This window comes from Thermoanaerobacterium sp. CMT5567-10 (genome assembly GCF_030534315.2).
Taxonomy (GTDB): Bacteria; Bacillota; Thermoanaerobacteria; order Thermoanaerobacterales; family Thermoanaerobacteraceae; genus Thermoanaerobacterium.
Window position 1 is genome coordinate 2761723 of sequence record NZ_CP130558.2, and the last position, 26020, is coordinate 2787742.

Consider the following 26020-nt stretch of genomic DNA (forward strand, 5'->3'; position numbering starts at 1 on the left):
TTTTGCTTTGCTCAAAACAAAAATCTGAATTTACAACGCACCTCTGTATATATTTGCAGAAGTGCGTTTATTTTTATGGAGGTGATAATTTATTTCTATCAAATCATTGTTACTAAACAAAAGTCGGAGAGGATAAGTTTTTAGCCTATCTATAAGTGATTGAAATCATTAAAAAATAAGGATGCTGAATATTTTGTGATTTATTCAAAAGAAATAATAAAATAAGGTAGATGGTGGTTTAGATGTCTATGGGGAAATTAGAAAGTATGTGAAACTAACGAATTTGAGATATAAGGTTGTAAGAAGCTTTAATAAAGAAATTGAAGTAATAAGTTATTTTATTTTTTCTTAAATTTGATGCAATTTAACAAAAGACTTGAGAGAAGTCTCCTATAGGATGGAGAGTGGGTCACCTTTTGAAGTTATAAAAATTATAGGAGAAGCAGAAATATTAGTGCTTATTGAAGATACGCTTTATTCGGTATGGGAAAAAACAAAAGATTATGCTGGAATTGACAAAAAGTTTTTCGATGAATATTACAAAAATAAAAAAAGCTATTGCGTATTGATTAGGAAATGTATAAAATATGATATTCCTAATTGGCCTCTAGCCTGTAGGCTTGTTTTCTCTTAACTATCAGAATGAAAAAGTTTGAGAAGGAGGGGAAGGAAGTCAAAAGCATAAATAAAAATGTGATGGAGTATTTTTTTACTTTGACAAATAAAATTAAATTAAAAAAGAAAAAAAAACAAAGAATTAGGTAAAAAAAATCTATTTTACTAAAAATTGTTTATGTTATACTTGTATTAAATCAGATGTAGTCATTTACAGTTAACGGTTTATTAAAAAATTTTTGTAGCTACTTAATGTATTGATCTTTAAATGACGGTATTTATAACGATGGTTTATTTGATAAAACCGTAAAAAGGCAATATCAAAGTCGTGGAGGTGAGCGATAATAAGATTATCAGAAAAAATTTAGATTAGTGTTCATACTGAGTTTCTTATTCTACATAATAATGATTGTTCTACAGAAGATATGACGAGAATGACTCCTATAATCATATTTTAAACGCAAACATTCCAGAAATGAAGAAAAATTAAACTGACTAAATTAGAGAGTTTAAAAATCAATTTCAAGTTTGATAAATTAAAATGTCAATAATGTTCAAAACTTCTTAAAGCTGGTACATCTAAGATTTCCTCCATTAATGTTTAATAATGCTATTAATATAATAAATTTACACAAGAATCGTGAAATTCTACATATCAGGTAAAAAAATTTTATAGTGGTAAGAAAAAGGCATATCTTAGAAATTATTTAAATCGATACTTTCAAAATATGTACAAGCCTAATTCTTCCGAATAAGGGAAAAATCCAAATTGGCTTTTAAAAAATTGTCTTGACAAATAAGGACATTATAAAGTAAAGGATTCGAGTAAAAAGATCTTTTGATTTATTATCTACTTACTATCTGCAAAAGGATAATATTCAAGTAGTATGTAGTAAGCAGCAGAGAGGAGGTAAATTAATGTTAAACTTTAAGAAAATTTTCATGTTAATTTGCACTTTTTTGATTAGTTTTAGTTTGCTTACGGTGACTGCATTTGCAGATACAACAAACTACTGGCAAAATTGGAGTGATGGTGTAGGAACAGTAAATGCTTCTAATTTAGCTGGTGGTCAATACAGCGTTTCATGGTCAAATTGTGGAAATTTTGTTGTTGGTAAAGGTTGGAGTACTGGATCGCCTTCTAGAGTAGTAAACTATAATGCTGGAGCTTTTTCACCGAACGGTAATGGATATTTGTCTTTTTATGGGTGGACAAGAGGTCCATTAATAGAATACTACGTTGTTGACGATTGGGGTAGCTATAGACCTACTGGAACGTATATGGGTACTGTGACTAGTGACGGAGGAACATATGATATATATACGGCTACAAGAGTCAATGCACCCTCCATTGATGGAACTCAAACATTTACTCAATTTTGGAGTGTCAGACAGTCTAAGAGATCGATCGGAACCAACAACACTATCACTTTTTCCAATCACGTTAATGCCTGGAAAAGTCATGGAATGAATTTGGGTAGCAGTTGGGCTTACCAGATAATAGCAGTAGAGGGATATCAAAGCAGTGGTTATGCTAATGTAACAGTGTGGTGATAAAACATTTAATGATTTTCGCTTAAGAATGTTTGTTAATTTAAGGTAAAGTAGACTTTTTTACATCCGATAACCTTGTATATCTTTAAATTTTAAAAATGCTGCTTATTCACATACTACTTAAATATTAGTCTTTTAAAGAATAAAAAGTAAGAGTGACAACTTATTAATGTAAATAGGTTTTAAGATTGTTTAATGTTGTATAATTCAAAAATTTAGTTTCAAATAGTAATTAATACAATTTAACGGAAAAATACTGCATTTCAGAGAGTACATTTTAATTATGTAAGCTCAGAATTTTATTGATGGATTTACAGCGTTCATTATATTTATTCTTATTTTTGGTTATATTTAGGATATTTGATATAATATGCATTTTGGTAAGAGCGTAAGAAAACAGTGATGATTTAACAGAAGAAAAATCTTTAAAAGTAATAATTTTGGGATTTTGAATAAGCTGGAAGAGAAGAGGAGGATATCGGTGAGAAAATTATTAATGCTTATTTTAATGATGATAATGGTTGTTAGCAATGGCTGTTCGACAAAAAAAACTAATAATTATGTGGAACGTCCACAAGAAAAATATGATAACTTAATATTTGTCAAAGGAGGAACTTTTAAAAATGTAAAGTCTAACTTTTATGGGAAAGACATAACAGTATCAAGCTTTTATATTGGTAAATATGAAGTAACTCAGAAAGAGTGGATTGAGATAATGGGAAATAATCCTTCACAATTCAAAGGTGATAATTTGCCTGTAGAAATGGTAAGTTGGTATGATTGTATTGAGTACTGTAATAAAAGGAGCATAAAGGAGGGATTAAAGCCGTATTATAATATCGACAAGAATAAAAAGGAGCCGAATAATAAGAATGCTTATGATAATATAAAATGGACAGTGACAATTAATGCTGAAGCTAATGGTTATCGATTACCGACAGAAGAAGAATGGGAATACGCCGCAAGTGGAGGGCAAATAAGTAAAAATTACACATATAGTGGAAGCAATAATGCGGATGAAGTAGCATGGTATTGGAAAAATTCTGGCGATAAATACTTACCAGGAGCATGGAATTGGCCCATGATAAAAAATAACAATGATAAAACAAAATCTGTTGGTCTTAAAAAAACGAACGAGTTAGGAATTTATGATATGTCGGGTAATGTAAGAGAATGGTGCTGGAATTGGTATGGCAATTTTGGTGCAAATAGTGGAACTCAACGGGTCTGGAAAGGTGGAGGTTGGCTTGGCGATGTAAGTTGCTGTGAAGTATCTTTCCGGGGTGGATACGAACCATATTGTAAAGGGCCTGATCAAGGTTTTCGTGTGTGCCGCAATAAATAAACGCAAATGAATTCATTTTTTTGATATAGTGTCTTTAGTTAATAATAATATCCAAATTTATGATTCAACTGGAATGCTTGATGCGTCCTTAATTCAAATAATTTTGATGCCATCTGGTCAGTTTATAAACTTGTTAATTTAATAATAGGCTTAAGAATCTCTCATCTTTTATAGGTGGGAGATTAATTTTTCCTATTTGCTTTTCTCAAAACAAGAATCCGAATTTTTAACGCACCTCTGCTTATATTTGCAGAAGTGCTTTTATTTTTATGGAGGTGAAAATTTGCTTCTATCAATCATTGTTACTAAACAAATGTCGGAGAAGATAAAAGATATTTTGGAAAGTGGAGAAGATATTGTTTTTAAGCATGTTGGTAAACTGGATTCTGAAAGCGTGAAAGATGTATTTTATTCAGCTTCAAGAATTTCTTCTGATGTTATGATAGTAGATATAGACGTTTTTTCAGAGAAAGGAATAGTTTCAGCACTTCAAAGTTTTAGAATATCAAGGCCAAATACAAGAGTGATTATTATTGCTCCTGAAAGAAAACCGGGTGATGAGCTAATTTCTTCTATAGTTGGTCTTGGTATATACGATATAGCTGCTGAAGAAAAAGATGCAGATTGGAATAGGGTAATTAATGATATTTTGCTGTCTACGCCCGCAACATATTCACAAGCTGCAAGATGGCACACGGGGCAGTTTATAAATGATGGCAAGCGAAATAAAGAAAGAGTAGTAATAGAGGAGAGACATTCTGGTATAATTGTCATAGCAGTTGCTGGTACTGCACATGGTTTGGGATGTACTCATACAGCTTTTTCTTTAGCTTCTTTTCTCTCACGTTCAGGTTATTCTGTAGCAGTTATAGAGGATAGCCAAAGACCTGTGTTCTCATATTTCACAAATATTTTAAGAGTAAAAGAAGGGAAAGTTAAAGGATCGTACGTTGCTCATGGAATAGATATTTTTGCATTAGATGAAAGTAAAGGCAGAGATGAGTGGAATTTTGATACGTTGTTTAAAGAAATTAAGGCGGGACAATATGAATATGTGATTAGAGATCTTGGAGTTTTAGATTCATCAAGGATGAGAGAGATTTATATGGCAGATGAGGCTTTTATTGTAGCGTCGGCTGCTAAATGGAGATGGCACGAATGTATTGATAAGTTTGACAATGAATATAGTATCATCTTTCCTTTAGCATCAAAGAGCGATGTGGATGAGTTTTCTTTTTATACATGTATTAAAGGAACACCTTTTCCTCACTGTCCCAATCCCTTCAGTAAAGACAATGATTCGGTTATTTTAAAGCTACTTGAGCCGGTATTGCCAAATAGACGGAGAAAGAGAGCTTTATTTGGAAAGTTACTGGTTTAGAAACAGATTATATATTTTATATTGTAGACATTTATGTTGTGGTATTATATGGATAGAGTAATCGGGATATAGCAGGGTGTGGTTGTCACTTTCCCGCTAAGGGAGGTGGTTGCTTATGATGAATATGTATGAAACATTATCTTTAATGATAATGTTTGAAATGTTCGTCATAGCAATTATTAGTTTTAACAGAAAAAATAACCGCCCTGCTCCCAACAGCGCGGTTATAAATTTATAATTGTCGCTTATGGGCGACCGCACTTTGCGGTGCCGATTACTTTTTCTTATATTATAACACGATGAGCATAAAAGTAAACAATATTTTAGAAACCAAAGTACAAGGACAAAAGCCTGCGCGCATTCTTTAAAGAGATGCCCCTCAATTCATTGAGGGGAGGATGTCACGGATCATAGATCTAAGGAAATCCAATAATCATTGAAGAGTGTCCTAATAGTAAATTGATACAAAGATAGCTTTCATTAATAGATCATAGCAAAAATGATACAATATAAAATTTATAATTAATAGTGCGGATTTTTCATTTTCGCTTTGCTCAAAACAAAAATCCGAATTTATAACGCACCTCTGCTTATATTTACAGAAGTGCTTTTATTTTTTTTTCCGTATATTTTTATGGTCTTTATATGGAAAGTACTCTTACGAGTACTTTTTTAAAATTTGCCTCCCGCTTTTTGGATTATACGCCTGCTCGGTTTACGGTCAAGAGGTTCGCTCTTGCCGTGTGAGCATATCCTCCTTCAGCTTCGCTTCAGTCCGGTATCCCTCCCACGCCTCTTGACCTCCAATTCGCAGGCTCTGTTTTTATTCCCTGCCGGGAGGCAAATTTGATTTTTAATTTTAGCATAACTTTTGGGTATTAGTAATAGGCTTGTATCAATATTATGATTTCGAGAAGGAGGATATGGATTATGGAAGTGATTAACGGTTTTGTTAAATGGAATTATGAGACGGACAGGTATAACATAGGAGGGTATGATCTACATTCTGGTGATTTCGTGGATTTATGGGACATTTGGAGTCTTAGATGGATATGTGGCAGAGTTGAGTTTAAAGACGGTAGGTATGTATTATTGACAATAGATAAGGAAATTAAAGAGATTTCTTTAAACCAAAAAGCAAGATTTTATAATATTTAGAAAAAATAACATTAAGATGGATAGTTATGATATAATATAAGTGTGATGTTTTAAGAAAATTCGGATATATTAATGTTTTAAAAATAAGGAATGATATTAAAATGCCAGAAATAACGAGGTTCTATGGGATAGTGATAAAAATGTATTTTGGAGATCATTTACCACCACATTTTCATGCTATATATGGTGAATATGTAGGTATGTTTAACATAAATACTTTAGAAATGATTGAGGGAGATCTTCCTAAAAGGGCAAGAGAAATGATTATTGAGTGGGCAAGTAAATATCAAAACGAGTTATTAGATATTTGGGAAAGTCAAAAATTTATAAGGTTACCAGGATTGGAGTGATGAAGTATGTATAAAATTATTGATGTAAAGGCTGCAGATGATTACAAATTGATTATTACTTTTGAAAATGGAGTAATAAAAGAATATGATATGAAACAAAAACTTGATGAATGGCCATTTGAAATGTTGAAAAATAAAGCGTATTTTAAAACAGTAAAAGTTGACGTTGGAGGGTATGGTATAAGTTGGAACAGTGATATAGATTTAAGTGAATACGAACTTTGGGTTAATGGAAAGAGCATAAGTTTGGCTTGATTATAAATGCCAGATAAAAAGTTTTATACAAGGAAGGTATGCAATTGCCAAAAGAAAATAAGAAATATACGTATGCTGATTATTTGACGTGGCCAGAAGGAGAAGGTATGAAATAATTGATGGAGTACCATATAATATGAGTTCATAAAGCAAAAATATATGGATATTTTGTAACGAATATGTTACAATAAGAGTAGAATAAATATATAGATTTAACAAAAAAGGAGGGAATGAGATGTCAGTATATAAGGCAATTGGAGAAAAATTAAAAGAAGTTCGGGAAAAGAATGGTTATACTCAAACTGAAGTGGAAAAGGCTATAGGGATTAAAAGAGAACTGCTCTCATATTATGAGAACGGTAGGAGAGAAATAGATATTGCTACACTTGAGAAGCTTGCATCCTTTTATGGGTATTCCATAGAGTATTTTATAAAAAACATTGAAGAACATGATATTGTTTTAGCTTTCAGAACTGATGGATTGACGGAGGAGGATATAGAAGTTGTAGGGTGGGCTAAAAATTTTGTAAATAATCTGTATCAGATGGAAAAGCTGTTGGAAAAGAGGTATGGTCGTGTTAATGCTTGAGATTGAAGGGAAAAGGGATGCTCGCAAAATCAGAGGAGAAATGGGACTTGGAGATGGACCTATTGATGTGTTTATGATTTTTAAAGAAAAAAATATTTTTTATGCTAAAAAAACTTTAAAAAGCAATATTTCAGGGATGTTTTTAAGGAAGGGAAATGTTAATTTTGTGTTGATAAATTCATCAAAAACAAAAGGGCATCAAAATTTTACTGCTGCTCATGAGTTATACCACATTTTATTTGAAGAAGGTCAAACAGGAAGTGTGTGTGTAGCCGGCATTTTTGAGCAGAAGTCGTTAAGTGAAAAGAAAGCAGATTATTTTGCTGCAAATTTTTTGGTGCCTGCTGAAACACTGGAGCTGGAGTTGTTTAAAAGAATGGGTTCATCCAAGAAAAAACTGGATTTTCCTGACCTGCTCTATTTGGAGGCTTTGTTTGGAGTCAGCCACTCTGTAATGCTTATTAGGCTGCAGCAAATTGGGGTTTTAGATGAGGAGGATATATTGCGTTTTAAAAAGGGAATTATTAACGAGGCAGTAAAGTATGGTTATGATACTTCTCTTTATTTACCCACTAAAGAAGATTTAATTGTTTCAGATTACGTAGAAAAAGCAAGAATACTTTTAGATGATGGCATTATTTCTGAAGGGAAATATGAGGAACTTTTAATTGAAGCAGGGTTTGAAGATGTGTTATTTGGGGAAGAGGTGCAGGAGTATGAAGACTGTTAAATATCCTATAGTGTTTGATACTGACTGTATCTCTTCCTTTTCTTGGGTAAATAGAATGGACATTCTCTTTTCAGTTTTTGATGGAGAGTTAATAATACCGGCTCAGGTCAATGAAGAGCTTTCTAGAATGAGATTTTTTAAGAACAGTAATTTCGTATTTTTCAATATAGAGAAAGAAATTCAAAAGAATAAGATCAGCATAGAGACATTTAATATTGATAGTCTTGAAGCGAGTTTGTATTTGGCATTTATAGAAGGCAAGGTTAATGGTAAAGTGATAGGTAAAGGAGAAGCTTCTGCCATTTCTATAGCTCAATTTAGGCAAGGTACTGTGGCAAGCAATAATTTTGTAGATATTGCTGCTTATTGTAGCAGAATCAATATTCCCTTTACATGTACAGATGAAATTTTGTATATGTGTTACGTTAAAGGATACATAAGTGTTGAGGAAGCAGAAAATATAAGAAACGAAATGAAGAAAAAAAGAAGAAAGTTGAGTGAAGAGTCTTTTATAGATGTAGTAAAAAAATACAGTCAACACTTCCAATGAAGGTTATTTAAAAAATCCAAATAGAAAGGAGTTTTTATAAATGAGAAAAACTATTTCTATGGTTATTGCATTTTTATTAATCTTTTTATCCATTCCTGCTTTTGCTTTAGCTTTAAGTCAGAGTGATGAACTTCCTTATCAGGACTGGATAGACAAAGGCTGGATAAAAGCAGTTTCTCCTGATGAAAATGGTCATGACAAATTGGGATGGTATTATATAATGCCGGGTAAAGAACATGAAATAGCATATAGCGATAAGCTTAAAAATACGGACAGACTGATTCTTGTAGATGGCTCATTTTATAAAAATGATTTAGATTATTACTATAAAGAAGGTCGAAGTGCTGCTGCTTTAAGAGATATTACTACATTAAGGGAAAACTACAAAGAATTATATGGAGAAATCCAGTATAATAATCCTGATACGTTAAAATACGATTTTTGGAAAGGACTTGTTACAATAAATCTTGTTAGCATTAACGGCACTCCATGGCAGGAGACAAAATACAAAGATGTATTGCTTCAAAATTTTTATGATAGATGGGAAGGATTAAAAGATCCTGCATATACCAAGTATTTGGTTGACCCAAAATGGAATGGATATACTGATGAATGTATATACAATTGGGATGGAGTAGATGTTTGGATTGGAAAGAATGACATTACTGTAAGATATGAGCTTAAAGAAAATAAAGGGAAACTGCCAACGGAGGTCATATCTGATAATGGCGTATCAATGATACCGCTTAGAGGTGTAATGGAAGAATTAGGCGCAACAGTTGATTACGACTCTAAGGAACAAGAAATAACCATAAAAGATAAAGGAAAAACAGTGGTATTAAAAGTTGGTTCTGATAGTGCAGTAGTAGATGGAAGCACTGTTAAAATGCCAAGAAAAGTGTATATTAAAAATGGTTATACAATGCTTCCTTTAAGGTTTGTGGCGGAAAATTTAGACCATGCAGTACAGTATTTAAACGATGGTACAATAATGATATGGAGGGCTAAATATACTACACCTCCAAGTATATAAATATTTTGCTTGATTTATAGAAGCTTCAGATAAAACTGAGGCTTCTTTATTTTAATGATTTAAAGGAGTTGATGCTTTTGTCAAAGCGATTTAAAAGAATTCTATCTATTATTACTTTAATTACATTTCTGGTAGGTTTAATTTACATACCAAAGCCTCAAAATGCTTATGCCGCAGTAATCGATGATTCAGGGGATTTGAATTTAAGTGTTGATAGCCAAGTGACAATCAACGATCGTTCACCAGTTCCTAATCCTATAAAGCCCATGCCTAACGAGAAAAAACTTTACTCAGGTAAGTGGAATGTGATGGTAGATGGCACACTTTCAGGATATGACAAGGTGGTAAGACACATCTATGCAGGTGGTAGTGCAGAACAGTACAATTTTATAAAATACAGCACTATACCGCAGTGGATAACAGCATTTGGTGGAAATCCATCTTTCGTCAATACATATTTAAGTCAAATCAAGCTTAATATATCAGGTTCTGATCGTGTATATATTAGATACATTACTGAGCTATGTGGTGCTCATGTAACAGGATATAAGGTATTAGATGAGAAGGGAGGCAAAGGAGAAGTATATGTTGCTACAACGAGGCCTCCTTCTGCAAACATATCTATTTCACCAACAAATCCTAAGGAAAATGATAATGTAAAGATTATGGTTTCTGGAATATCGTTTTTTAACTTTTGGAATAGTGATTTGAAAAGCACGTTAGGACTTCAAGATAAAGTCGTATATACAGTTGACATAGATGGACAAAGAGTTATTAGTGCTAAAACGTTGTTAAATCAACAAAATTTTACTGATACAATTACAAAGACTTTTTCTGCAGGTCAACATACCGTAACTTTATATACACAAGATGCGGTAGGCAGGATTACGAGAAAGGATTACACCTTCTCTGTAACTGCTGCTACAAAACCTCCTCTTCCTCCAGGAAATATACAGGCGGGAATAAACCTTACATTAGATCCATCATCTCTTAAAGCAGGAACGTCAGGAAATGTAAATGCAACCATTGATGCCAGTTCTTCAGTGTCAAGTGGTACAGGACCTTTTGGTGTAAGATTTTGGCTTCAAGTGAATGGAGTTGATTTGCTTGGTTCAGATGGTACTGTGCTGCAGGATTTAACATCTCTTTCAAAGGCAAAATATACAAAATTAATAGTTAATGCAAAACCGGGAGATAAAGTTTGGGCAAAAGTACGCGTTTATGACCAAAGTATAAATAAATCTTCGGAAGCAGAAACGACAAAAATAATTGGTCAATATGAAGATGTGCCAACACCGGAACCTACACCTCCACCAGCTCCGACACCTGTACCGCCAGTTGCTGGGATAAATGCGCCATCAGAAGTTATACAGGGTGATGATGTTAGAATAAGTTCTTCAAGTTATGATACTGATGGGGTTATAACAAATTATAACTGGACATTTAATCCTTCAATCGGTATTGAAGGCTCTATTTCGGGTGACAGCGGTACACTATCATTTAGTAATGTTGGAACATATACTATTAAGCTTACTGTAACAGACAATGATGGATTAAAAGACACTGCAGAGAAGACGATAGAAGTGAAACCTGCTGTTCCTGAAGCGTTTTTTGATTATGCAGGTGCTTTGAAAGAAAACAGGAAGGTAGTGTTAGATGCGTCAGGCAGCTATACATCACCCAAATATCCAATGGTATGGGATGCGACAGAATGGGATATAACATCTGTAAGCAGTGGATTAACGCAGGATGATATAAAGATAGTGTCATCAACGGATATGAAGACAAGAACGGTTCTTTTTAAGAAAGCGGGAGACTACAAAGTAAGAGTAAAGGTAAAGAATAGTGCAGGAAATTACTCTGACTGGTATGAAAAAATTTTATCGATTGGCTCGGATTTGCCGCCGGTTGCGGATTTTTTTGTGATGACGACGGTACTGAGAGACCCCCAAAATGGGAATAAGGCGAAAATAGAGCTTATAGATTCATCCTATTCTTCCGACGGTGACTATATATCGCAGAGGATATGGAGGTATAAATACGATTCTAACAATAACGGCAGCTTCGACGATGAAAGTTGGGCCACCTTGGACAGCGGCAATAATATAAACCCTGTCCTTTATACGACGCATGTGGGAAAATATTTATTTGAGCTTTCCATAAAAGAGAGCTTTGGAGAAGACACAATAGGTGAATTTATTTCCCCTTCGGACTACAGGACGGACGATACTTCGGATAAGTCAATAAACGACAAAATATGCGAGGTTATAAACTTACAGCCTGTTGTAGATTTTGAAGTGCTGAAAAAGCCTAAGATAGATGTAGTATTTACAGTAGGGAAAACAAATTCGAGTAAGACTCAAAACTTAAACAGTAAGATAAACAGCATCATTCAGACTAAACTTGCCGCAAAAAATATAGATGCGCGCATAGAGGCGATAGAAACGGCAACGACTTCTACCCAGACTCAAGACCCTTCCGCTATTTTTTCAAATTGGGTAAGTTTCTACGTCGGCAATTCTGGGACGCCGCCTTCAAACGCATGGAGTTACGACAGCAGCTTAAATGCCGTTGTCTGCAATGTCGGCAGCAGGCCCGCGGTCGGCTGGTATAAACCAAACGCGTTTTCTACGAAAGACTTAACGGTGAACTATAAGCTTGGGATACGCAATGATGCTACAGAATTTGAACACGGCGAAATGGGATTCATGTTTCGGATGAAAGACGTGAATAATTACTATGTATACATTATAGATAACCATTCCGCCTGCGGAAATGTGCGTTATGATCAGAGAAGCGTGCTTGCAAAAGTGGTAAATGGCGGTTTCCAGGTGGTAAAAACCGGCGGGTCTTTTCCATACTTCTATCGTGGGCAGACTTGGAATGTGAGGATAGAGGTTAAGGGCAACAATATCAAGATATACAGGGATGGTAGCCTCGATATTGAATGGACTGACACGGACTCAAATTACTACAGTCAAGGAAGCTATGGATTTTACGTCTGGGACCAGCCCAGTGCGTATTATAAGGACATACAGATTACTACCGAAAGTATAAAAACATTAGACGAAGCCTTAAAGACCACCACATGGCGGGACAACTCAGTTCGTTTTCTGGTAAATATAAGCGACGTAGAGCTTCCTGAATTAAATGATCCGCTCAAATTGGGTGACATCCTATCGAGAATACTTTCGGCCAATGCTTATTTCATAGGCCTCGGCATGGATACCAATAAAAGCCAATATCAGACCTTTATATCAAAGAATGACGGTAAAGGCACATTTTTCTACAATACAAATATGGACACGGCGCTCAACCAGGCTGTTGACTACATTATAAGCATTGTTGAGTCCATGCCGAAGCTTCTTGAGCAGTATGTACTGCTTGGCGAGGAAGTTAGCTACAACACTTACTACAATGACCCGGAAAATGATACAAAATATCAGGAGCGATGGATGTACCTGCATGACCCAAATTACTTTGAAAATAGCCTCGGCCTTGCGACATTCAGTGGACAGTATCTTTCCAGTCCTGTAACTGTATTTGATAAAGTTGGTAAATATGAGGTTCAGTATCAGGCGAGAGATAATCCTAAAGATGACAATAGATTTGATAACTACAGATTGTGGAGCTATAAGCCTCTAAGCAGCATGTATATATATGTTCATAGAAGACCCATTGCACAGTTTGCTGTATCTATGACGCCCAGCGGTTCTAATTATGTTGTTTCAATTGCTGATCAAAGCTATGATCTTGATCATATGTCACTGTCAAACAAAGGTATTCACGCATGGGAATGGAAATGGAAAGAAGTAAATGAAGCATCGTGGCACGATGGTAAAATGTCAGGCATTTTTCCTGTAGGATATACTTATTTGGTATACCTTAGAGTACAAGATTTAGAAGGAGCATGGAGTGAACCTAAAGTGCAGACAATAACGACGCAGAATATAAATTTACCGCCTGTTGCACAGTTTACTGTTAATCCTATTACACAGGTTATTAATAAGACAATTAACATAACTGATCAAAGCTATGATCCAAATGGCGATCCTATTGCAGAGTGGCAATGGAGAGTACAAAAGACTGACGGGACATGGATAAATTATGGCGGTACGATGCCAAATAATATCTCTTCACTGGGTATTGGGACATATACGATAGAGCTTAAAGTCAGAGATAATCCTCGCATTGGTACACCATTATGGTCAGAGCCATACACACAGACTGTAACTATTATACCGGAGAACAATAAGCCTGTGGCCAGATTTACAATAAATCCAAATCCAGTAGTAGCTGATGAATTATATTCAATAGACGACACAAGCTATGATCCAGACGGAGATCCAATTGTGGCTAGAGAGTGGAAGGTTCAAAAGCCTGACGGGACATGGGTAACAATAAGCGAGTGGAAGCCCACTTTTGAGGAAATGGGATTTGGAGATGACGGGACGTATAAGATACAACTAAGAGTATTAGATGACTCAACAAGTAGAAATCCAAATCTTACACCGATGTGGTCGGATCCATATACAGTTACAGTACAAGTTCAAGGAAAGCTTATTGTTATCGGAAGTTCGAACAAGACCACATACAAAGCTGGCGAAGCAATGATTTTATATGCACATACAGAAGGGAAAGCTTACCGGGTAGAAGCAAAGATGTGGTATTCTAAAAATGAGTTTACTACTTCTAATGTTACGACTTTGACATCAGATATTACTTTAACTAATCCACCACAAGATGTGATGACATGGCATACAAAACATACAAAGGCAGAAGGAAGGGATATTGTAGTAATAATTCCTAAAGATATGGCTGATGGAACTTACCAGATAGTATTTACTGCGTATAAACAAGTTCTAAGTGGTGGAATAAAGACTGTGACGGATACCATTACTGTAAGAGTTAAAGGTTCAATATATGACCATTCAAAATCAGAAATAATTGGACCAAAGATTTAATATTAAAGCCCTGTATGGAGTAACTGCTCTATACAGGGCATAATTTTTTGTAATCCATTGATTTTTTGTAGTATTTACATTCATATTATTCTTTTATATATTTCTTCATCTGTATTATTATTTATAATTATATTTTTTAAATCATCTTTTCTGAAATATAAGCTATATACTAATAAGTTATATTCTCCGCTGTCAATTAGTGCTTTTGTTAAATTTTTTCTAAATTTTACAAGCTCTAATGTTACTCCGAAATCCTGCGACAGTTCATAATCATTTTCTTCTAATTCAAGATGCTTTTCAAAAATGCCGATTGGCATTAAAAAATATGCTGCAAAGGCTTGAGCCTCCATTTCATATTTATTTTTATTTGGCAGATATTCAATATTTCCACATTGATAAGTAAAATGTCCATATTCGTGCACAATAAAAGAACGATAATCGCGCATGTTATCAGGTTTATTCATATAAATTGCATTATCTATTATTACTGCATTTTTAATAGAATCTGTAAATTCAATTTCAAGGCCTTCATTTTCAATTATGTATTCAATTATTTCAGTATTAATAGGGAAGTTGATAATATTATATTTTAATAGCAATTTGTTAGCTTTTTGTGCCATAGTGTAGTACATAGCTTGTCCTCCTTTTAATGCAAACTTACGTTTGTATATGAATAGTTTATCATGAGTATTAAAAATATTCAATAATTTTTTTACGAAGACAGATGAAATGAAAATAATATTATTCACATACTTCCTAGATACTATAATTGTAAACTGACAATCCTAAATAGTGTAAAGAAAAGTAAAATAAAAAAATACTTCTATAATAAGAAGAATTAATTGATATCATAGCATGAAAAGAGTATAATATGATTAGAATATTACTATAAGGAGTTGATATCATGCAGATTAAACCGTCCGCAAGCATCAGGCAGAATTACAATGAAATTGCGGCTTTATGCAAGTCTACCGGAGAACCTGTTTTTCTTACTAAAAACGGGGAAGGTGATCTTGTTGTCATGGATATAGAGGCATTTACCCGCCGTGAAAAAATGCTGAAGTTGCGCGAAGAATTGCTGGCTGTCGCGGAAGACCGTTTGGCAGGACGTACCGGGGTTACACCGGATGAACTGGACAGCTATCTGGACAGCATTATTGATGAGGTGGAGCATGGAAAAGAAGGTTCAGTATAATGTGATTGTTTCCGATCGTGCCCGCCAAATGTTGGCGGGCCATGTCCGCTTTCTGGCACAGAAAAGTCCTACTGCCGCCCGTAAGGTAAAAAATGGCTTAATGAATGCTATCCGTTCTCTGCATGAAATGCCGGAGCGTTTTCCATTTCTGGAGGTAGAATTTATCCCTTCGAATAAATATCACAAGATGTTCGTAGAGAAACGGTATTTGATTTTGTATCAGATTAAGGACCAGACAGTGTACGTTGATTATATAGTTGATTGCAGGCAGGATTATGGGTGGCTGATACGGTAATAAGGAATTTTGAGGGTTATATAAATCTTTTACTTTAGCAAAAGAAAATGAATTTTATATCTAAACTTTTTTATTTTGCCACTAAATAAATCTATTAATTATAGTTAATATAAGAGGATAAAACTTTTGTTGATTATTAACAAATGGCTTTATTTGTATCACTTCCTTTTAAAAAATAATGCCAAATTTTTATCCTTTTTTCTTTTGCTTTTCTCTTTTTGCTTTTATGACTTCAAGCAGAGTAATAACATTTTCTTTTTCTTCATCAGTCATATTAGGAAGATCATAAAATGCCAAAAGAACATCGGGACCTAATTCCTGCATGACTTTGTGAAGCCTTTCATCGACGTCATTTGATACATCTATGTTTCTCTTATCTGTTCTACCCAATAAATAATCCACCGATACGTCAAAGAAATCGGCTATTTTTTGTAAGGTTTCGGGGTCTGGTTGTCTTTTGTTTATTTCATACATAGATAATGTAGAACGACTAATATTTATTAATTGAGATAATTCTTCTTGACTTAATTTTTTTTCTTCTCGTAAAGATTTAAGTCTATTTGCAAAATTCATATAACCACCTATCTAAATTTACTAATTTTATTTTACTACAATTCGCGGCAATTGATTGCCACGTTATAGGGCGTTATATTAAGATAATTGAAGAAAAAGGCACATAAATATTAAATATTGACACATATTGAGGCAAAAACTGTTTTTTAAAACTTGAATATGCCCTAATTTGTGGTAAAATAAAAACATGGAGGTAATCTGATGAATAAAATTAGAAAATTTAGAAAACAAAATAATATGACCGCTAAAGAATTATCAAATATCTTAGGTATATCAAGATCATATTTATCTATGATAGAAATAGGCAAAAGAAAGCCTAATTTAGATTTAGCCTTTAAAATGGCAAAGCTCATTGGTTGTCATGTAGAAGATTTATTTTTTTAATAAATAATGCCACGTAAAAGGGCAAAATAATCTTTTGATCATTAATTCGACACAAAGTCTGAATATCCTTCTATAAACAAGAAAAATAAAAGGAAATTTTATGATGGGAGAGATGCCTTTATGAAAGTAGCGATTGTAAGAGCCACAATAGCACGTGAAAAGCTCATGGCAAATAATTTTATTCCTGACAGCGAAGAAATAATTGGTTATGAAGAAGTAGATGAAGAAAAATTTTATAGACCATTAGCTGAGCTATTATACACGAGAATCAAAGAAATGCGTGAAAAAGGACAGGTGAAAGATAAAGTGGGTGGAATTCAGGCCAATCAAGAATAAAGATCTGCTGATAAAGATAGCAGATAGGCTAATGAGAATAACGTCAACAAGGATAGAAAAAGTAGGCGAAGGCTGGAAACTGATGATAAAGACATAATATATAGCCGCAGTGTGTCTAAAAACTGTTAGCAAAAAGTCAACTAAAAAAGGGGGCCATGATATGTGCGATAAAGATAAAGTTTATGCATTGTACTTTTTAGAGAAAATGAAATGCACAGAAATAGCAAGAGAAATAGGCGTAACAAAGCAAGCAGTATCAAAGATATTGAAACAGTTTCCTGAATATGCAGAAGAAAAAGAGCGAAAGAAGCAGGAGAATAAAGTTAGACATAATAAGGAGACGGGTGAATATGTGAAGCGAAAGAGGATGAAAGAAAGAGAAGAAGAGGAAGGCCTTATTGCAGGTATGATGGAGTTACAGAGGCAAAACGCAATGTCGATGTCAAAGAAAAGTACGCTAAGCGATGACGCACTGGTAAGAAGCTGTATAAATCATTACAGATATGAACCAAAGAATGAAAGAATAGTATTTGTAGAAGACTTTGGACGAAAGCCGGCTGATTTGCCAAAAGCAATAAAAGTACATAAAAAGGTCTTAAATGGATCTTATGAATATATGCAAGACATAGAGGATGAGAAATGGATGAGCATGACAGAAAAGAGAGCTTTAAGATAGACTAAAAATAGATCCAAAATTCTATTGAATTTTTACATTTAATACATTAAAATAAATCTAAGATGGGTAGTCTCCGAATGAAAAGCGAGGTATTTTTTAATGGATGAAGAAAAAATTCTTTTTTTATTAGAAAAAATTAATGACAAAATAGAAAATTTAAATGAAACAGTAAATGATTTAAAACTGGAAATGCATACTGCAAAAGAAGAAATAAGAAAGCTTGGTACCAAAATTGACAGTGAGATAACCGACAAAATAAGAGCTTTACTTAATGACAGGCAGGTTATGCATGAAAAAATTGATGAAATAAACGAAAAGATTGACAGGATTCAAATAGATGTGAATAACATGACAATTAAAACATTGTATCATGATAATAAAATAGTAGAATTAAGCAAAAAGCTGGGAAATAGATAGTCTCAGCTTTTTCAATGTTTTTTATGAATAGCGAAGGCTTCTCATCGTATAGATGAGGCTTCCTTTTAATTATCATTGATGTTTCTTGCTATTATGCAACTTTTAATTCTGTTTTAATATAAAAATCGTTTCTTAATAAAATAATATCTAGTTTATAGGCTCACCGTGAATTATACGTCCCCACAATGATATATCAACTTGTCTGCATGATATATTTGTTATATAATCGAAATAATCAGAGAGTTTTTTCACAACTTTTTCATCTTTTATAGTTATACATGATTCATAATTATCAAAAAGTCCTTTTCTTGTAAAATTTAAGGAGCCTAAAAAAGCATATGAATTGTCGATTATATAAAGTTTATAATGCAAAAAAAGTTCATCATCATTTATAAATTTTATAAAAAAAGGAGTAGTATAACTATAGGTATAGGTTCTAATAGATAATATTTTTTTTCTTAGAAATAATATTAAGATCACAGAAATCATATAAACATATGGTGTTAAAGTAAAAAGATTAATATTTTTGTTGCTAAAAGCACAATAGAAATCAAAGTATAAATAATAAGTATTAAGGTTAAATAAACAGTAAAATTATATAAGCTTTTGCGTTTGTTTATGGCATCTTCATCAGTATTACGATTTTGCAAAATTAATTTTCTTAATAAAATGGAGTTTTTGGGATACCGAAAATCGTCAATTTTAGCAGAGGAAATTAATTTTATATCTTTCACAGTTTCTTTTTTTTCTAATAACAAATCAATAAGTGATGGACTAACATAAGGCGATAAAATTTTTATTGACTTTTCTGATTTTTTAATGCGATTTTCAATTATTTTACCTGCATTTTTACCAATATATATCGAACAATTAACTTGATTGTCGACAAAAGGACTTATATATTTTATATTCATGATTATCTTAATTTTCCCCCTTTATTATTCTTTTTTCTTTTTCTTCTCTCTTTTTGCTTTTATGCCTTCAAGCAAAGTAATAACATTTTCTTTTTCTTCATTGGTCATATTTGGAAGATCATAAAATGCCAAAAGAACATCGGGACCTAATTCCTGCATGACTTTGTGAAGCCTTTCATCGACATCATTTGATGTATCTATGTTTCTCTTATCTGTTCTACCTAATAAATAATCTACCGATACGTCAAAGAAATCGGCTATTTTTTGTAGGGTTTCATAATCAGGTTCACGCTTATCAGATTCATAGAATGAAATTGTTGATTCTCCAATCGAAAGTATCTTTGCTAATTCTGCTTGTGTTAAGTTTTTCTCTAATCGGAGTGTCTTAAATCTTTTACCAAAGCTCATCCAATTACACCACCTAAATATTATTATAACTTTACAAATAGCAAAGTCAAATAAACTTTGCAAAATAAAAAAATTATAATTTATAACTTGACAAAACGCAAAGTTAAATCTATAATAATATCAAGATGACAAATTGCAAAGTTAGGAGAGTATATATGTACAAACTAAAAGAAATACGAAAAAGTATGGGGTATACGCAATTATATATGGCAAAAAAACTTGATATATCAGAAAGCTACTATTCACAATTAGAAAATGGCAATAGAAGAATGCCGTTATCAATAGCGCTTAAAATTGCTAAAGTACTGAATAGGTCTTTTGAAGATATTTTTTTGCCATAAAACTTTGCATTTTGCAGATATAATAATATATTAAATTTAAATCATTAATTCGCCACAGAATTAAAATTTCCTTCTAAAAGTAAATGAAATTTGTTAGTTTTAGAAGAAATAGATTAAACTGAACTATTGTATAGAAGAATCAAAGAAATGCGTGAAAAAGGGCAGGTGAAAGATAATGTGGGTAGAATTTAGGCCAATCAAGAATAAAGATCTGCTGATAAAGATAGCAGATAGACTAATGAGAATAACACCAATAAAGATAGAAAAAGTAGGCGAAGGCTGGAAACTGATGATAAAGACATAATATATAGCCGCAGTATGTCTAAAAGTTGTTAGCAAAAAGTCAACTAAACATAAGTGAAATTGTGTATAACTCATTTTTGAAAGGGGTGATTTTTAATGAAAAAATTTAAAGGTTTTGAACCTGGAACTATCATATTAATTATAATTACTTTATTTGCTTTTCTAATACTGAATATAATTTTTTATGTGGCTATTCAAGGAATTCCGGGTATAAAAATATTACCGTCAATTATTGCATTTTTAGTAATGCAGATAAATTTTGTTGTTTTTTTATTCATCGGTAGAAATTTTTTTATACCACCATCTTATATTTTACTATCATTTCTATCTTCTATTTTATTAGCTGTGATTACATATAGTTTATTGATATAAATAATTCATTATGTATTTTTTTGTCTTTTAAAATGGGTGATATAGATAATATTTCTTGCTTTTTTATTTTTTTTCTCAATTAATTTGGTTTTTGTATACTGAACATATTTAATTTGATAGTCAAACATATGAATATAATATAAATTATATGATTTGAATATTTCTGCTAAAAGATAGAGAGTAAACAATATAATAACATAAACCGCACTGAAAATAAAAATACTTTCGTAAAACGTGTTTAAATTTGGGAAAACTGTACCTATATTCTGATTAATTGAAATTCTAAATATTTCAGAAAGTGTATTAGCAAAAAAACCAACTAAAAAACTTATAATCTGCATTGTTCCATTTATTATATTTGGCATATTAGAAGCGCCAATTTCTTTTTCTAAGACGTCCTTATTAGTGCTACTTTCAAAAATTATTCTAGATAAATGGTCTATTGCTAAATCCAGTGATGAGTACTCAGCAAGGATTTTACCAATTTTATTTTGGATTATAACTTTGTTTAGATTTTTCGAGCAAGTTTCAATTAATACTGACATTAGTAAAAAAGCGATGAACAAAAATAATGATAATAGAAGATTTGTTGTTTGAAACTGATTAGTTATCATGTAAATAATTAAAGTTTTAAGAAAAGCTAGAACAACTATTAGGACGGCTACATATCTCATTATACACAAGCATAGTGGATGACATTTTGAAAAGAGAATAAATTTAGATTGCATTTTATTAGCTTCTATATATTTGCTAAAAAAATTTTTTACTTTGTTTATCATTTAAAAACACCTCTTATACTTAAAATCATGCCAAGATCAAATTTTATATTTCTCAAACTCCTGACTTATTTTACTACCATATATTATCGAAAAATTTTTTTGAAACTAAAATAAAAAGGGGGCCATGAGATGTGCAATAAAGATAAAGTTTATGCGTTGTACTTTTTAGAGAAAATGACATGCACAGAAATAGCAAAAGAAGTTGGCGTAACAAAGCAAGCAGTATCAAAGATATTGAAGCAGTTTCCTGAATATGCAGAAGAGAAAGAACGAAAGAAGCAGGAGAATAAAGTTAGACATAATAAGGAGACGGGTGAATATGTGAAGCAAAAGAGAAGGAAAGAAAGAGAAGAAGAGGAAGGCCTTATTGCAGGTATGATGGAGTTACAGAGGCAAAACGCAATGTCGATGTCAAAGAAAAGTACGCTAAGCGATAATGCTCTTATTGAAAGTTGTATAAATCATTATAAATATGATCCAAAAAATCAAAAAATTATTTTCGTAGAGGATTTTGGCAGAAAACCTGTTGATTTACCAAAATCTGTAAGTGCGCATAAGACAGTTTTAAATGAATTCAGGCTTTATTCGCAGAAAATAGAGAATGAGAAATGGATGAGTGAAACGGAGGAGAAGGCATTAAGTAAATAACACTTTATTTTTTACCTTTAAAAAAGGAGATAAAAACTTAATTACTTAATTATACAGTTTTTGCAGGAAGGTTATATTATAATATCTAAAAAATAATATTTATTTTACACAAGATAAAACCTAGTGTCCCCCGCTGAGCTAGAGCTTTTTACAAAAAAAGAAGGAATTTGAAAACAAATGTAGAATATTATCAAAAAAAAGGGGGACAAAAAGATGGACAATGTTGAGTTATATGTATAACGATATTTTCTGGTTAAGACTGAGCAGATGTCTTTTTTTCAAAAAAAAGAGGAAGAAAAATTTGAAATAATTTACAATTTTTTCAACGAATTAGAAAATACAAAAAAGCATGAAAAAATTACAAATAGAGGGAAGTGTATTTTATTTTTGACAAAAAAATATAGAGATAATTTATATCTTTGTAAACTTGCATCTGAAAGGGTTAGAGAAAAATTTGAACCTACAGAAGATGATATTAAGAGTTCACTAGAAGCTAATTATCCTTATATATATGTTGTTTTTGATTTAAAGAGACAATTAATTTTAGTTCAACATAAATCTTCAGTTTTCCGTGAGGTAAAAACAGCAGTAGATAAAATTAAAGGAATATTTATACCAATAGCAAAAGATTCTGGTTATAATTTTACAATTGATCCTGTTAGCTTTGAGAGTTCTTTTTGGGATTATGTTAGAAATGTTCAAAAAATTTATGAGGTTGTGTTGAGTTTAAAAGCGCCTAATTTATTTGGTGGAATATTTAGTACTAATAGTTTTTTAAAAGAGATAAAGAAAAGGTATAATTCAACAGAAACAGAAATAAAATATAAAAATGAAGATGGTAATTTAAATATTGAAAGAGAGGAATTTGAGGATCCAATAAGATATGCTTCTGCCGGTGGAGGACAATGGAGAATAAAAATCCAGAGTGGAAAAACTTTCAAAAGGGTAACAATTAAAAGTAATGATAACATCAAAAAAATTGAAATATCTGAAATATCTATGGAAACAGAAGAAGCTTTATTTCAATTAGAGCAAAAAATAAAAGAAAACGATCCGCTAAAAGGTGAATAAAAATGAAAATAAATGAATTTTTAAGGAAAACAAGAAAATATTTTAATAAGGCAGGGATAGTTGTAAAATTAATTCCTTTTTTTATTTCATTGGGAATAAGTTATTTGATAGTAAAAAATACAAAAAGTATTGGGAATGGAACAGCAGTTTTTATTAAGGATGATTTTGTGTTAAATTTTTTTACAGTTATTCTTAGTTTAGCTATAGCAGTTATTGCTTTATTATATTCGAATGTAGAAAATATAAGAGAATCTCTATATAAAGTATTTAAAGATAAGGAAGATCACATTGTTGAGTTAGAAAAAAAGATAGTCAATATTTTTAAAGAGTTAAAGGATGACACGTTATTTATATTTTTCTCATTAGTTGGAAGTTGGATAATAATTGTTATAAGAGAAATTCCGGAAATAAACATTATAATATTTAAAATGAATAAGAAAGAAGTTTGTTATATGGTAGAAATGAGCCTTGTAATGTTATCTCTTTATGCTCTTTTGGATATAATTTTTACTCTTTTTAAATTGTCAGATGTTTCACATGAATTTTCTCAGCGCTTTTTAAATAATAAGGACAAATAGAAAGTTACTTATTGGGAAATCTAAGAGTGAAAAGGGTAAGGTTAGTAATAATATTATTGTTGTAATATATACGGATGTACGAATATTTGTAATTATAGCTTTTTATTTTAAAAAAATAAAAACAATTAAAGGGAAAATAAAGCCTTGAAGGCTTTATTTTTTTATCTAAAATGTAAGGAAATGAAAATTTGATTATTCATATGCAGCCGACATAGGAATTGGTCTCTTTTGTTTTTCATAAACTTACATTATTTTATTAATGATATCAGCAATAAAGTAATAATTTTAAATATTTGCAAGTGTACAATCTATAAACTCATATATTTATAACAAATGAAATGCAAGGGGGTTATAAAAATGGATAAAAAGAAGGATAAAGATGAAAAGTCCGATGATAAAATACTTATTATGCGTGAGTTTAATGATAAGGGTAAAAAACTTGATGATTTAATAAAACAAATTATTAAACAAGCTGTAAATTCGTGATAAAATATATTATGGTGGTTATCCATGAAGGAGGTTACAGATGCTCAAGGATAACGTACTGAATAAAACCTGGAACTGTGCAGTGTACTGCAGGCTTTCAAAAGAAGATTTAAATAAAGGTTACAGTGAAAGTATTCAAACACAGGAGAAAGAACTAACAAGATTTGTATACGAAAATAATTGGCATCTTGTCGATGTTTATATTGATGATGGTGTAAGTGGAACTACTTTCGAACGGGATGATTTTAAAAGGATGATTGATGACGTTGAGAATGGCTTAATAAATTGCATTATAACAAAAGATTTATCTCGTCTTGGAAGAGATTATATCGAGATGGGAAGATATTTAGAGAAGGTATTTCCTGAGTATGGTATAAGATATATTGCTTTAAATGATGGTGTTGATACTTTAAAAGGTGATGATGACAGCATACCCTTTAGAAATGTTGTTAATGACATGTACGCTAAAGATATATCAAAAAAAATAAGGTTTAACCTTATCAGTAAAATGAAAGAAGGTCTATACATAGGGGCATTAGCGCCTTATGGGTATAAAAAGGATCCTAATAATAAAAACAAATTAATACCAGCCAACGATATTACAACTCAGGCAGTAAAGAGAATTTTTTCATTATATATGGAAGGATTTGGCAAACAAAAGATTGCTAAAATATTATCTGATGAAGGTTATCCTACACCAGCAGGTTCAAAAGAAAATTATATGAATCCAAACCAGAAGATTAAAATGTGGAATAGCAACGCTGTTCACAGAATACTGACGAATGAAGTGTACATTGGGACAGTTGTCCAGCATAAGAGAAAAAAGGTATCGTACAAAGTAAAAAAAGTCAGAGAAGTGCCTGAGGAAGAGTGGATCAAAAAAACACACATGCATGAGCCTATAATAGATGAAGATATTTTCTGGCAGGTGCAGGATATAATACAAGGAAGATCCGAGCTTAAATTCAGACCGGGGCATATTACACATCTTTTTTCTGGTAAAGCAAGATGCGGCGATTGTGGATCGTATATGGGGTATTTTTATGACAAGGATAGAAAGGAGCCTTGCTGGAAACTTATATGCGGTGCTTTTAGAAAATACGGTTCAAAAGCTTGTACAATGCATTCTATACCGGAAGATAAGTTAAAACAAATAATTTTAGATGACCTTAGGACTATAGCTAAAGAAATCGTCGATTATCGTGAATTAGCAAGAATTGCCGAGGATTCGATTGAAGAAAAATATATGGAGCAGAAAAATATGTATGAAGGATATAAAAAGAAATTTTCCGAGCTGCAAAATACTTTTAAGCAGATGTATTACGACAAGATAAAAGGTTTAATTAATGATGAGCAGTTTAAAATACTTTCTGATGAGATTCAGAATGAAATGAATACTTATCAAAATAAATTAAATGAGATTGAAAAACAAATAAATTCTAAGGACATAAAGATGATACTTATACAACAGGCGTATGAAAAAATTAAAGCAATAATTGATATGCAGGATTTAAATAGGCAAATGGTTGAAAACCTTATTGACTTTATAGAAATATTTAATAATAATAAAGTTAAGATACACTATAAATTTTCAAATCCTCAAAATTATATCTCATAGTACGCAACCACCTGAGTGCGAAGAGTTTCCGACAAACGTTTGTGACGAATTCATGCAAAGACCGTTTCCGCCTATATTCCCTCCACAGAAGGCCCCATATTC

General features: G+C 32.1%; 34 protein-coding genes and 1 pseudogene. 29 read left to right on the top strand and 6 right to left on the bottom strand.

Annotated elements, in window-relative coordinates:
- The first annotated feature begins 397 nt into the window (after positions 1-397).
- The 14 genes and pseudogenes from Q2T46_RS14065 to Q2T46_RS14130 all read left to right on the top strand — a co-directional run bounded on the left by Q2T46_RS14065 (position 398) and on the right by Q2T46_RS14130 (position 14524).
- Positions 398-634 (top strand): hypothetical protein, encoded by a 237-nt coding sequence (locus Q2T46_RS14065; RefSeq protein ID WP_303264978.1) that lies wholly within the window; start codon positions 398-400, stop codon positions 632-634.
- 899 nt (positions 635-1533) lie between these two features.
- Complete coding sequence (locus Q2T46_RS14070) at positions 1534-2169, top strand: glycoside hydrolase family 11 protein (RefSeq protein WP_303264977.1); 636 nt, start codon at positions 1534-1536, stop codon at positions 2167-2169.
- 481 nt (positions 2170-2650) lie between these two features.
- Positions 2651-3514, top strand: a complete 864-nt coding sequence (locus Q2T46_RS14075) for an SUMF1/EgtB/PvdO family nonheme iron enzyme (protein WP_303264976.1) — start codon at positions 2651-2653, stop codon at positions 3512-3514.
- Between the two features lie 313 nt (positions 3515-3827).
- Positions 3828-4895 carry a hypothetical protein gene (locus tag Q2T46_RS14080; RefSeq protein WP_311062271.1) on the top strand — a complete coding sequence of 356 codons (1068 nt, stop codon included), beginning with the start codon at positions 3828-3830 and terminating at the stop codon, positions 4893-4895.
- A 115-nt stretch (positions 4896-5010) separates the two neighbouring features.
- Positions 5011-5133 carry a putative holin-like toxin gene (locus tag Q2T46_RS14085; RefSeq protein ID WP_303264974.1) on the top strand — a complete coding sequence of 41 codons (123 nt, stop codon included), beginning with the start codon at positions 5011-5013 and terminating at the stop codon, positions 5131-5133.
- 692 nt (positions 5134-5825) lie between these two features.
- Entirely contained in the window at positions 5826-6053 is a 228-nt protein-coding gene (locus Q2T46_RS14090; RefSeq protein WP_303264973.1) for a DUF5348 domain-containing protein, read from the top strand.
- A gap of 101 nt (positions 6054-6154) precedes the next feature.
- Entirely contained in the window at positions 6155-6403 is a 249-nt protein-coding gene (locus tag Q2T46_RS14095) for a DUF4160 domain-containing protein (RefSeq protein ID WP_013296862.1), read from the top strand.
- Between the two features lie 6 nt (positions 6404-6409).
- Complete coding sequence (locus Q2T46_RS14100) at positions 6410-6658, top strand: DUF2442 domain-containing protein (RefSeq protein ID WP_303264972.1); 249 nt, start codon at positions 6410-6412, stop codon at positions 6656-6658.
- A gap of 38 nt (positions 6659-6696) precedes the next feature.
- A pseudogene (locus Q2T46_RS14105) lies at positions 6697-6791 on the top strand (Uma2 family endonuclease); the annotation flags it as partial.
- Positions 6792-6893: 102 nt separating this feature from the next.
- The gene (locus tag Q2T46_RS14110) at positions 6894-7247 is read left to right on the top strand and encodes a helix-turn-helix domain-containing protein (protein ID WP_303264971.1); all 354 of its coding nucleotides are present in this window, start codon (positions 6894-6896) and stop codon (positions 7245-7247) included.
- On the top strand, positions 7240-7977 hold the full coding sequence (locus Q2T46_RS14115) for an ImmA/IrrE family metallo-endopeptidase (protein WP_303265746.1): 738 nt from the start codon (positions 7240-7242) through the stop codon (positions 7975-7977). The genes Q2T46_RS14110 and Q2T46_RS14115 overlap by 8 nt, the downstream gene beginning before the upstream one ends.
- A complete protein-coding gene (locus tag Q2T46_RS14120; protein WP_303264970.1) occupies positions 7964-8527 on the top strand; it encodes a hypothetical protein in 564 nt (187 codons plus the stop codon). Before Q2T46_RS14115 ends, Q2T46_RS14120 begins: the two co-directional genes overlap by 14 nt.
- A gap of 40 nt (positions 8528-8567) precedes the next feature.
- Positions 8568-9560, top strand: a complete 993-nt coding sequence (locus Q2T46_RS14125; protein ID WP_303264969.1) for a stalk domain-containing protein — start codon at positions 8568-8570, stop codon at positions 9558-9560.
- A 77-nt stretch (positions 9561-9637) separates the two neighbouring features.
- On the top strand, positions 9638-14524 hold the full coding sequence (locus Q2T46_RS14130) for a PKD domain-containing protein (RefSeq protein ID WP_303264968.1): 4887 nt from the start codon (positions 9638-9640) through the stop codon (positions 14522-14524).
- 80 nt (positions 14525-14604) lie between these two features.
- Here Q2T46_RS14130 and Q2T46_RS14135 read toward each other — a convergent pair whose 3' ends face one another.
- Positions 14605-15156 (bottom strand): ImmA/IrrE family metallo-endopeptidase, encoded by a 552-nt coding sequence (locus Q2T46_RS14135; protein ID WP_209453295.1) that lies wholly within the window; start codon positions 15154-15156, stop codon positions 14605-14607.
- Positions 15157-15428: 272 nt separating this feature from the next.
- On the opposite strand from Q2T46_RS14135, the gene Q2T46_RS14140 reads away from it, so the two are divergent.
- On the top strand, positions 15429-15719 hold the full coding sequence (locus Q2T46_RS14140) for a type II toxin-antitoxin system prevent-host-death family antitoxin (RefSeq protein WP_303264967.1): 291 nt from the start codon (positions 15429-15431) through the stop codon (positions 15717-15719).
- Positions 15697-16014, top strand: coding sequence for a type II toxin-antitoxin system RelE/ParE family toxin (locus Q2T46_RS14145; RefSeq protein WP_209453294.1), 318 nt, complete (start codon positions 15697-15699; stop codon positions 16012-16014). Before Q2T46_RS14140 ends, Q2T46_RS14145 begins: the two co-directional genes overlap by 23 nt.
- A gap of 189 nt (positions 16015-16203) precedes the next feature.
- Here the strand turns inward: Q2T46_RS14145 and Q2T46_RS14150 are convergent, their stop codons facing one another.
- Positions 16204-16587 (bottom strand): helix-turn-helix domain-containing protein, encoded by a 384-nt coding sequence (locus Q2T46_RS14150; RefSeq protein WP_303264966.1) that lies wholly within the window; start codon positions 16585-16587, stop codon positions 16204-16206.
- Between the two features lie 201 nt (positions 16588-16788).
- Here Q2T46_RS14150 and Q2T46_RS14155 point away from each other — a divergent pair, with 201 nt between their 5' ends.
- The 5 genes from Q2T46_RS14155 (at position 16789) to Q2T46_RS14175 (ending at position 18400) form a co-directional block, all read left to right on the top strand.
- Positions 16789-16971, top strand: coding sequence for a helix-turn-helix transcriptional regulator (locus Q2T46_RS14155; protein ID WP_303264965.1), 183 nt, complete (start codon positions 16789-16791; stop codon positions 16969-16971).
- A 120-nt stretch (positions 16972-17091) separates the two neighbouring features.
- Entirely contained in the window at positions 17092-17307 is a 216-nt protein-coding gene (locus Q2T46_RS14160; protein ID WP_303264964.1) for a hypothetical protein, read from the top strand.
- Positions 17282-17404, top strand: a complete 123-nt coding sequence (locus Q2T46_RS14165) for a hypothetical protein (RefSeq protein ID WP_303264963.1) — start codon at positions 17282-17284, stop codon at positions 17402-17404. The genes Q2T46_RS14160 and Q2T46_RS14165 overlap by 26 nt, the downstream gene beginning before the upstream one ends.
- 63 nt (positions 17405-17467) lie before the next feature.
- Entirely contained in the window at positions 17468-17983 is a 516-nt protein-coding gene (locus Q2T46_RS14170) for a helix-turn-helix domain-containing protein (protein ID WP_303264962.1), read from the top strand.
- A gap of 99 nt (positions 17984-18082) precedes the next feature.
- On the top strand, positions 18083-18400 hold the full coding sequence (locus Q2T46_RS14175) for a hypothetical protein (protein ID WP_303264961.1): 318 nt from the start codon (positions 18083-18085) through the stop codon (positions 18398-18400).
- Positions 18401-18547: 147 nt separating this feature from the next.
- On the opposite strand, the gene Q2T46_RS14180 is transcribed toward Q2T46_RS14175, so the two are convergent.
- The 3 genes from Q2T46_RS14180 to Q2T46_RS14190 form a co-directional block, all read right to left on the bottom strand.
- Positions 18548-18772, bottom strand: a complete 225-nt coding sequence (locus Q2T46_RS14180) for a phospholipase D family protein (RefSeq protein WP_311062272.1) — start codon at positions 18770-18772, stop codon at positions 18548-18550.
- A gap of 131 nt (positions 18773-18903) precedes the next feature.
- Complete coding sequence (locus Q2T46_RS14185) at positions 18904-19314, bottom strand: hypothetical protein (RefSeq protein WP_311062273.1); 411 nt, start codon at positions 19312-19314, stop codon at positions 18904-18906.
- A 24-nt stretch (positions 19315-19338) separates the two neighbouring features.
- Positions 19339-19722, bottom strand: a complete 384-nt coding sequence (locus Q2T46_RS14190) for a helix-turn-helix domain-containing protein (RefSeq protein ID WP_303264959.1) — start codon at positions 19720-19722, stop codon at positions 19339-19341.
- A 155-nt stretch (positions 19723-19877) separates the two neighbouring features.
- Between Q2T46_RS14190 and Q2T46_RS14195 the strand changes: the two genes are divergently transcribed.
- The 3 genes from Q2T46_RS14195 to Q2T46_RS14205 all read left to right on the top strand — a co-directional run bounded on the left by Q2T46_RS14195 (position 19878) and on the right by Q2T46_RS14205 (position 20738).
- A complete protein-coding gene (locus Q2T46_RS14195) occupies positions 19878-20063 on the top strand; it encodes a helix-turn-helix transcriptional regulator (protein WP_303264958.1) in 186 nt (61 codons plus the stop codon).
- Between the two features lie 175 nt (positions 20064-20238).
- Positions 20239-20367 (top strand): hypothetical protein, encoded by a 129-nt coding sequence (locus tag Q2T46_RS14200; protein ID WP_303264957.1) that lies wholly within the window; start codon positions 20239-20241, stop codon positions 20365-20367.
- Positions 20368-20462: 95 nt separating this feature from the next.
- Complete coding sequence (locus tag Q2T46_RS14205) at positions 20463-20738, top strand: hypothetical protein (RefSeq protein ID WP_303264956.1); 276 nt, start codon at positions 20463-20465, stop codon at positions 20736-20738.
- Between the two features lie 8 nt (positions 20739-20746).
- On the opposite strand, the gene Q2T46_RS14210 is transcribed toward Q2T46_RS14205, so the two are convergent.
- Positions 20747-21517, bottom strand: a complete 771-nt coding sequence (locus Q2T46_RS14210) for a hypothetical protein (RefSeq protein ID WP_303264955.1) — start codon at positions 21515-21517, stop codon at positions 20747-20749.
- 129 nt (positions 21518-21646) lie between these two features.
- Between Q2T46_RS14210 and Q2T46_RS14215 the strand changes: the two genes are divergently transcribed.
- The 5 genes from Q2T46_RS14215 to Q2T46_RS14235 all read left to right on the top strand — a co-directional run bounded on the left by Q2T46_RS14215 (position 21647) and on the right by Q2T46_RS14235 (position 25918).
- Positions 21647-22165, top strand: coding sequence for a helix-turn-helix domain-containing protein (locus Q2T46_RS14215; RefSeq protein ID WP_303264954.1), 519 nt, complete (start codon positions 21647-21649; stop codon positions 22163-22165).
- A gap of 267 nt (positions 22166-22432) precedes the next feature.
- Positions 22433-23236 carry a hypothetical protein gene (locus Q2T46_RS14220; RefSeq protein WP_303264953.1) on the top strand — a complete coding sequence of 268 codons (804 nt, stop codon included), beginning with the start codon at positions 22433-22435 and terminating at the stop codon, positions 23234-23236.
- Positions 23237-23238: 2 nt separating this feature from the next.
- Positions 23239-23814 (top strand): hypothetical protein, encoded by a 576-nt coding sequence (locus Q2T46_RS14225; RefSeq protein WP_303264952.1) that lies wholly within the window; start codon positions 23239-23241, stop codon positions 23812-23814.
- 357 nt (positions 23815-24171) lie between these two features.
- Positions 24172-24300, top strand: a complete 129-nt coding sequence (locus tag Q2T46_RS14230) for a hypothetical protein (RefSeq protein ID WP_280953168.1) — start codon at positions 24172-24174, stop codon at positions 24298-24300.
- Between the two features lie 40 nt (positions 24301-24340).
- Positions 24341-25918 carry a recombinase family protein gene (locus Q2T46_RS14235; protein WP_303264951.1) on the top strand — a complete coding sequence of 526 codons (1578 nt, stop codon included), beginning with the start codon at positions 24341-24343 and terminating at the stop codon, positions 25916-25918.
- The last annotated feature ends 102 nt before the right edge of the window (positions 25919-26020 follow it).

Bases quoted from the DNA above. Each gene is read 5' to 3' on its own strand.
- Q2T46_RS14065 (WP_303264978.1), top strand. From the start codon at position 398: ATGGAGAGTGGGTCACCTTTTGAAGTTATAAAAATTATAGGAGAAGCA.
- Q2T46_RS14070 (WP_303264977.1), top strand. From the start codon at position 1,534: ATGTTAAACTTTAAGAAAATTTTCATGTTAATTTGCACTTTTTTGATT.
- Q2T46_RS14080 (WP_311062271.1), top strand. From the start codon at position 3,828: ATGTCGGAGAAGATAAAAGATATTTTGGAAAGTGGAGAAGATATTGTT.
- Q2T46_RS14085 (WP_303264974.1), top strand. From the start codon at position 5,011: ATGATGAATATGTATGAAACATTATCTTTAATGATAATGTTTGAAATG.
- Q2T46_RS14090 (WP_303264973.1), top strand. From the start codon at position 5,826: ATGGAAGTGATTAACGGTTTTGTTAAATGGAATTATGAGACGGACAGG.
- Q2T46_RS14095 (WP_013296862.1), top strand. From the start codon at position 6,155: ATGCCAGAAATAACGAGGTTCTATGGGATAGTGATAAAAATGTATTTT.
- Q2T46_RS14100 (WP_303264972.1), top strand. From the start codon at position 6,410: ATGTATAAAATTATTGATGTAAAGGCTGCAGATGATTACAAATTGATT.
- Q2T46_RS14110 (WP_303264971.1), top strand. From the start codon at position 6,894: ATGTCAGTATATAAGGCAATTGGAGAAAAATTAAAAGAAGTTCGGGAA.
- Q2T46_RS14115 (WP_303265746.1), top strand. From the start codon at position 7,240: ATGCTTGAGATTGAAGGGAAAAGGGATGCTCGCAAAATCAGAGGAGAA.
- Q2T46_RS14120 (WP_303264970.1), top strand. From the start codon at position 7,964: ATGAAGACTGTTAAATATCCTATAGTGTTTGATACTGACTGTATCTCT.
- Q2T46_RS14125 (WP_303264969.1), top strand. From the start codon at position 8,568: ATGAGAAAAACTATTTCTATGGTTATTGCATTTTTATTAATCTTTTTA.
- Q2T46_RS14135 (WP_209453295.1), bottom strand. From the start codon at position 15,156: ATGTACTACACTATGGCACAAAAAGCTAACAAATTGCTATTAAAATAT.
- Q2T46_RS14140 (WP_303264967.1), top strand. From the start codon at position 15,429: ATGCAGATTAAACCGTCCGCAAGCATCAGGCAGAATTACAATGAAATT.
- Q2T46_RS14145 (WP_209453294.1), top strand. From the start codon at position 15,697: ATGGAAAAGAAGGTTCAGTATAATGTGATTGTTTCCGATCGTGCCCGC.
- Q2T46_RS14150 (WP_303264966.1), bottom strand. From the start codon at position 16,587: ATGAATTTTGCAAATAGACTTAAATCTTTACGAGAAGAAAAAAAATTA.
- Q2T46_RS14155 (WP_303264965.1), top strand. From the start codon at position 16,789: ATGAATAAAATTAGAAAATTTAGAAAACAAAATAATATGACCGCTAAA.
- Q2T46_RS14160 (WP_303264964.1), top strand. From the start codon at position 17,092: ATGAAAGTAGCGATTGTAAGAGCCACAATAGCACGTGAAAAGCTCATG.
- Q2T46_RS14170 (WP_303264962.1), top strand. From the start codon at position 17,468: ATGTGCGATAAAGATAAAGTTTATGCATTGTACTTTTTAGAGAAAATG.
- Q2T46_RS14175 (WP_303264961.1), top strand. From the start codon at position 18,083: ATGGATGAAGAAAAAATTCTTTTTTTATTAGAAAAAATTAATGACAAA.
- Q2T46_RS14185 (WP_311062273.1), bottom strand. From the start codon at position 19,314: ATGAATATAAAATATATAAGTCCTTTTGTCGACAATCAAGTTAATTGT.
- Q2T46_RS14190 (WP_303264959.1), bottom strand. From the start codon at position 19,722: ATGAGCTTTGGTAAAAGATTTAAGACACTCCGATTAGAGAAAAACTTA.
- Q2T46_RS14195 (WP_303264958.1), top strand. From the start codon at position 19,878: ATGTACAAACTAAAAGAAATACGAAAAAGTATGGGGTATACGCAATTA.
- Q2T46_RS14200 (WP_303264957.1), top strand. From the start codon at position 20,239: ATGTGGGTAGAATTTAGGCCAATCAAGAATAAAGATCTGCTGATAAAG.
- Q2T46_RS14205 (WP_303264956.1), top strand. From the start codon at position 20,463: ATGAAAAAATTTAAAGGTTTTGAACCTGGAACTATCATATTAATTATA.
- Q2T46_RS14210 (WP_303264955.1), bottom strand. From the start codon at position 21,517: ATGATAAACAAAGTAAAAAATTTTTTTAGCAAATATATAGAAGCTAAT.
- Q2T46_RS14215 (WP_303264954.1), top strand. From the start codon at position 21,647: ATGTGCAATAAAGATAAAGTTTATGCGTTGTACTTTTTAGAGAAAATG.
- Q2T46_RS14220 (WP_303264953.1), top strand. From the start codon at position 22,433: ATGTCTTTTTTTCAAAAAAAAGAGGAAGAAAAATTTGAAATAATTTAC.
- Q2T46_RS14225 (WP_303264952.1), top strand. From the start codon at position 23,239: ATGAAAATAAATGAATTTTTAAGGAAAACAAGAAAATATTTTAATAAG.
- Q2T46_RS14230 (WP_280953168.1), top strand. From the start codon at position 24,172: ATGGATAAAAAGAAGGATAAAGATGAAAAGTCCGATGATAAAATACTT.
- Q2T46_RS14235 (WP_303264951.1), top strand. From the start codon at position 24,341: ATGCTCAAGGATAACGTACTGAATAAAACCTGGAACTGTGCAGTGTAC.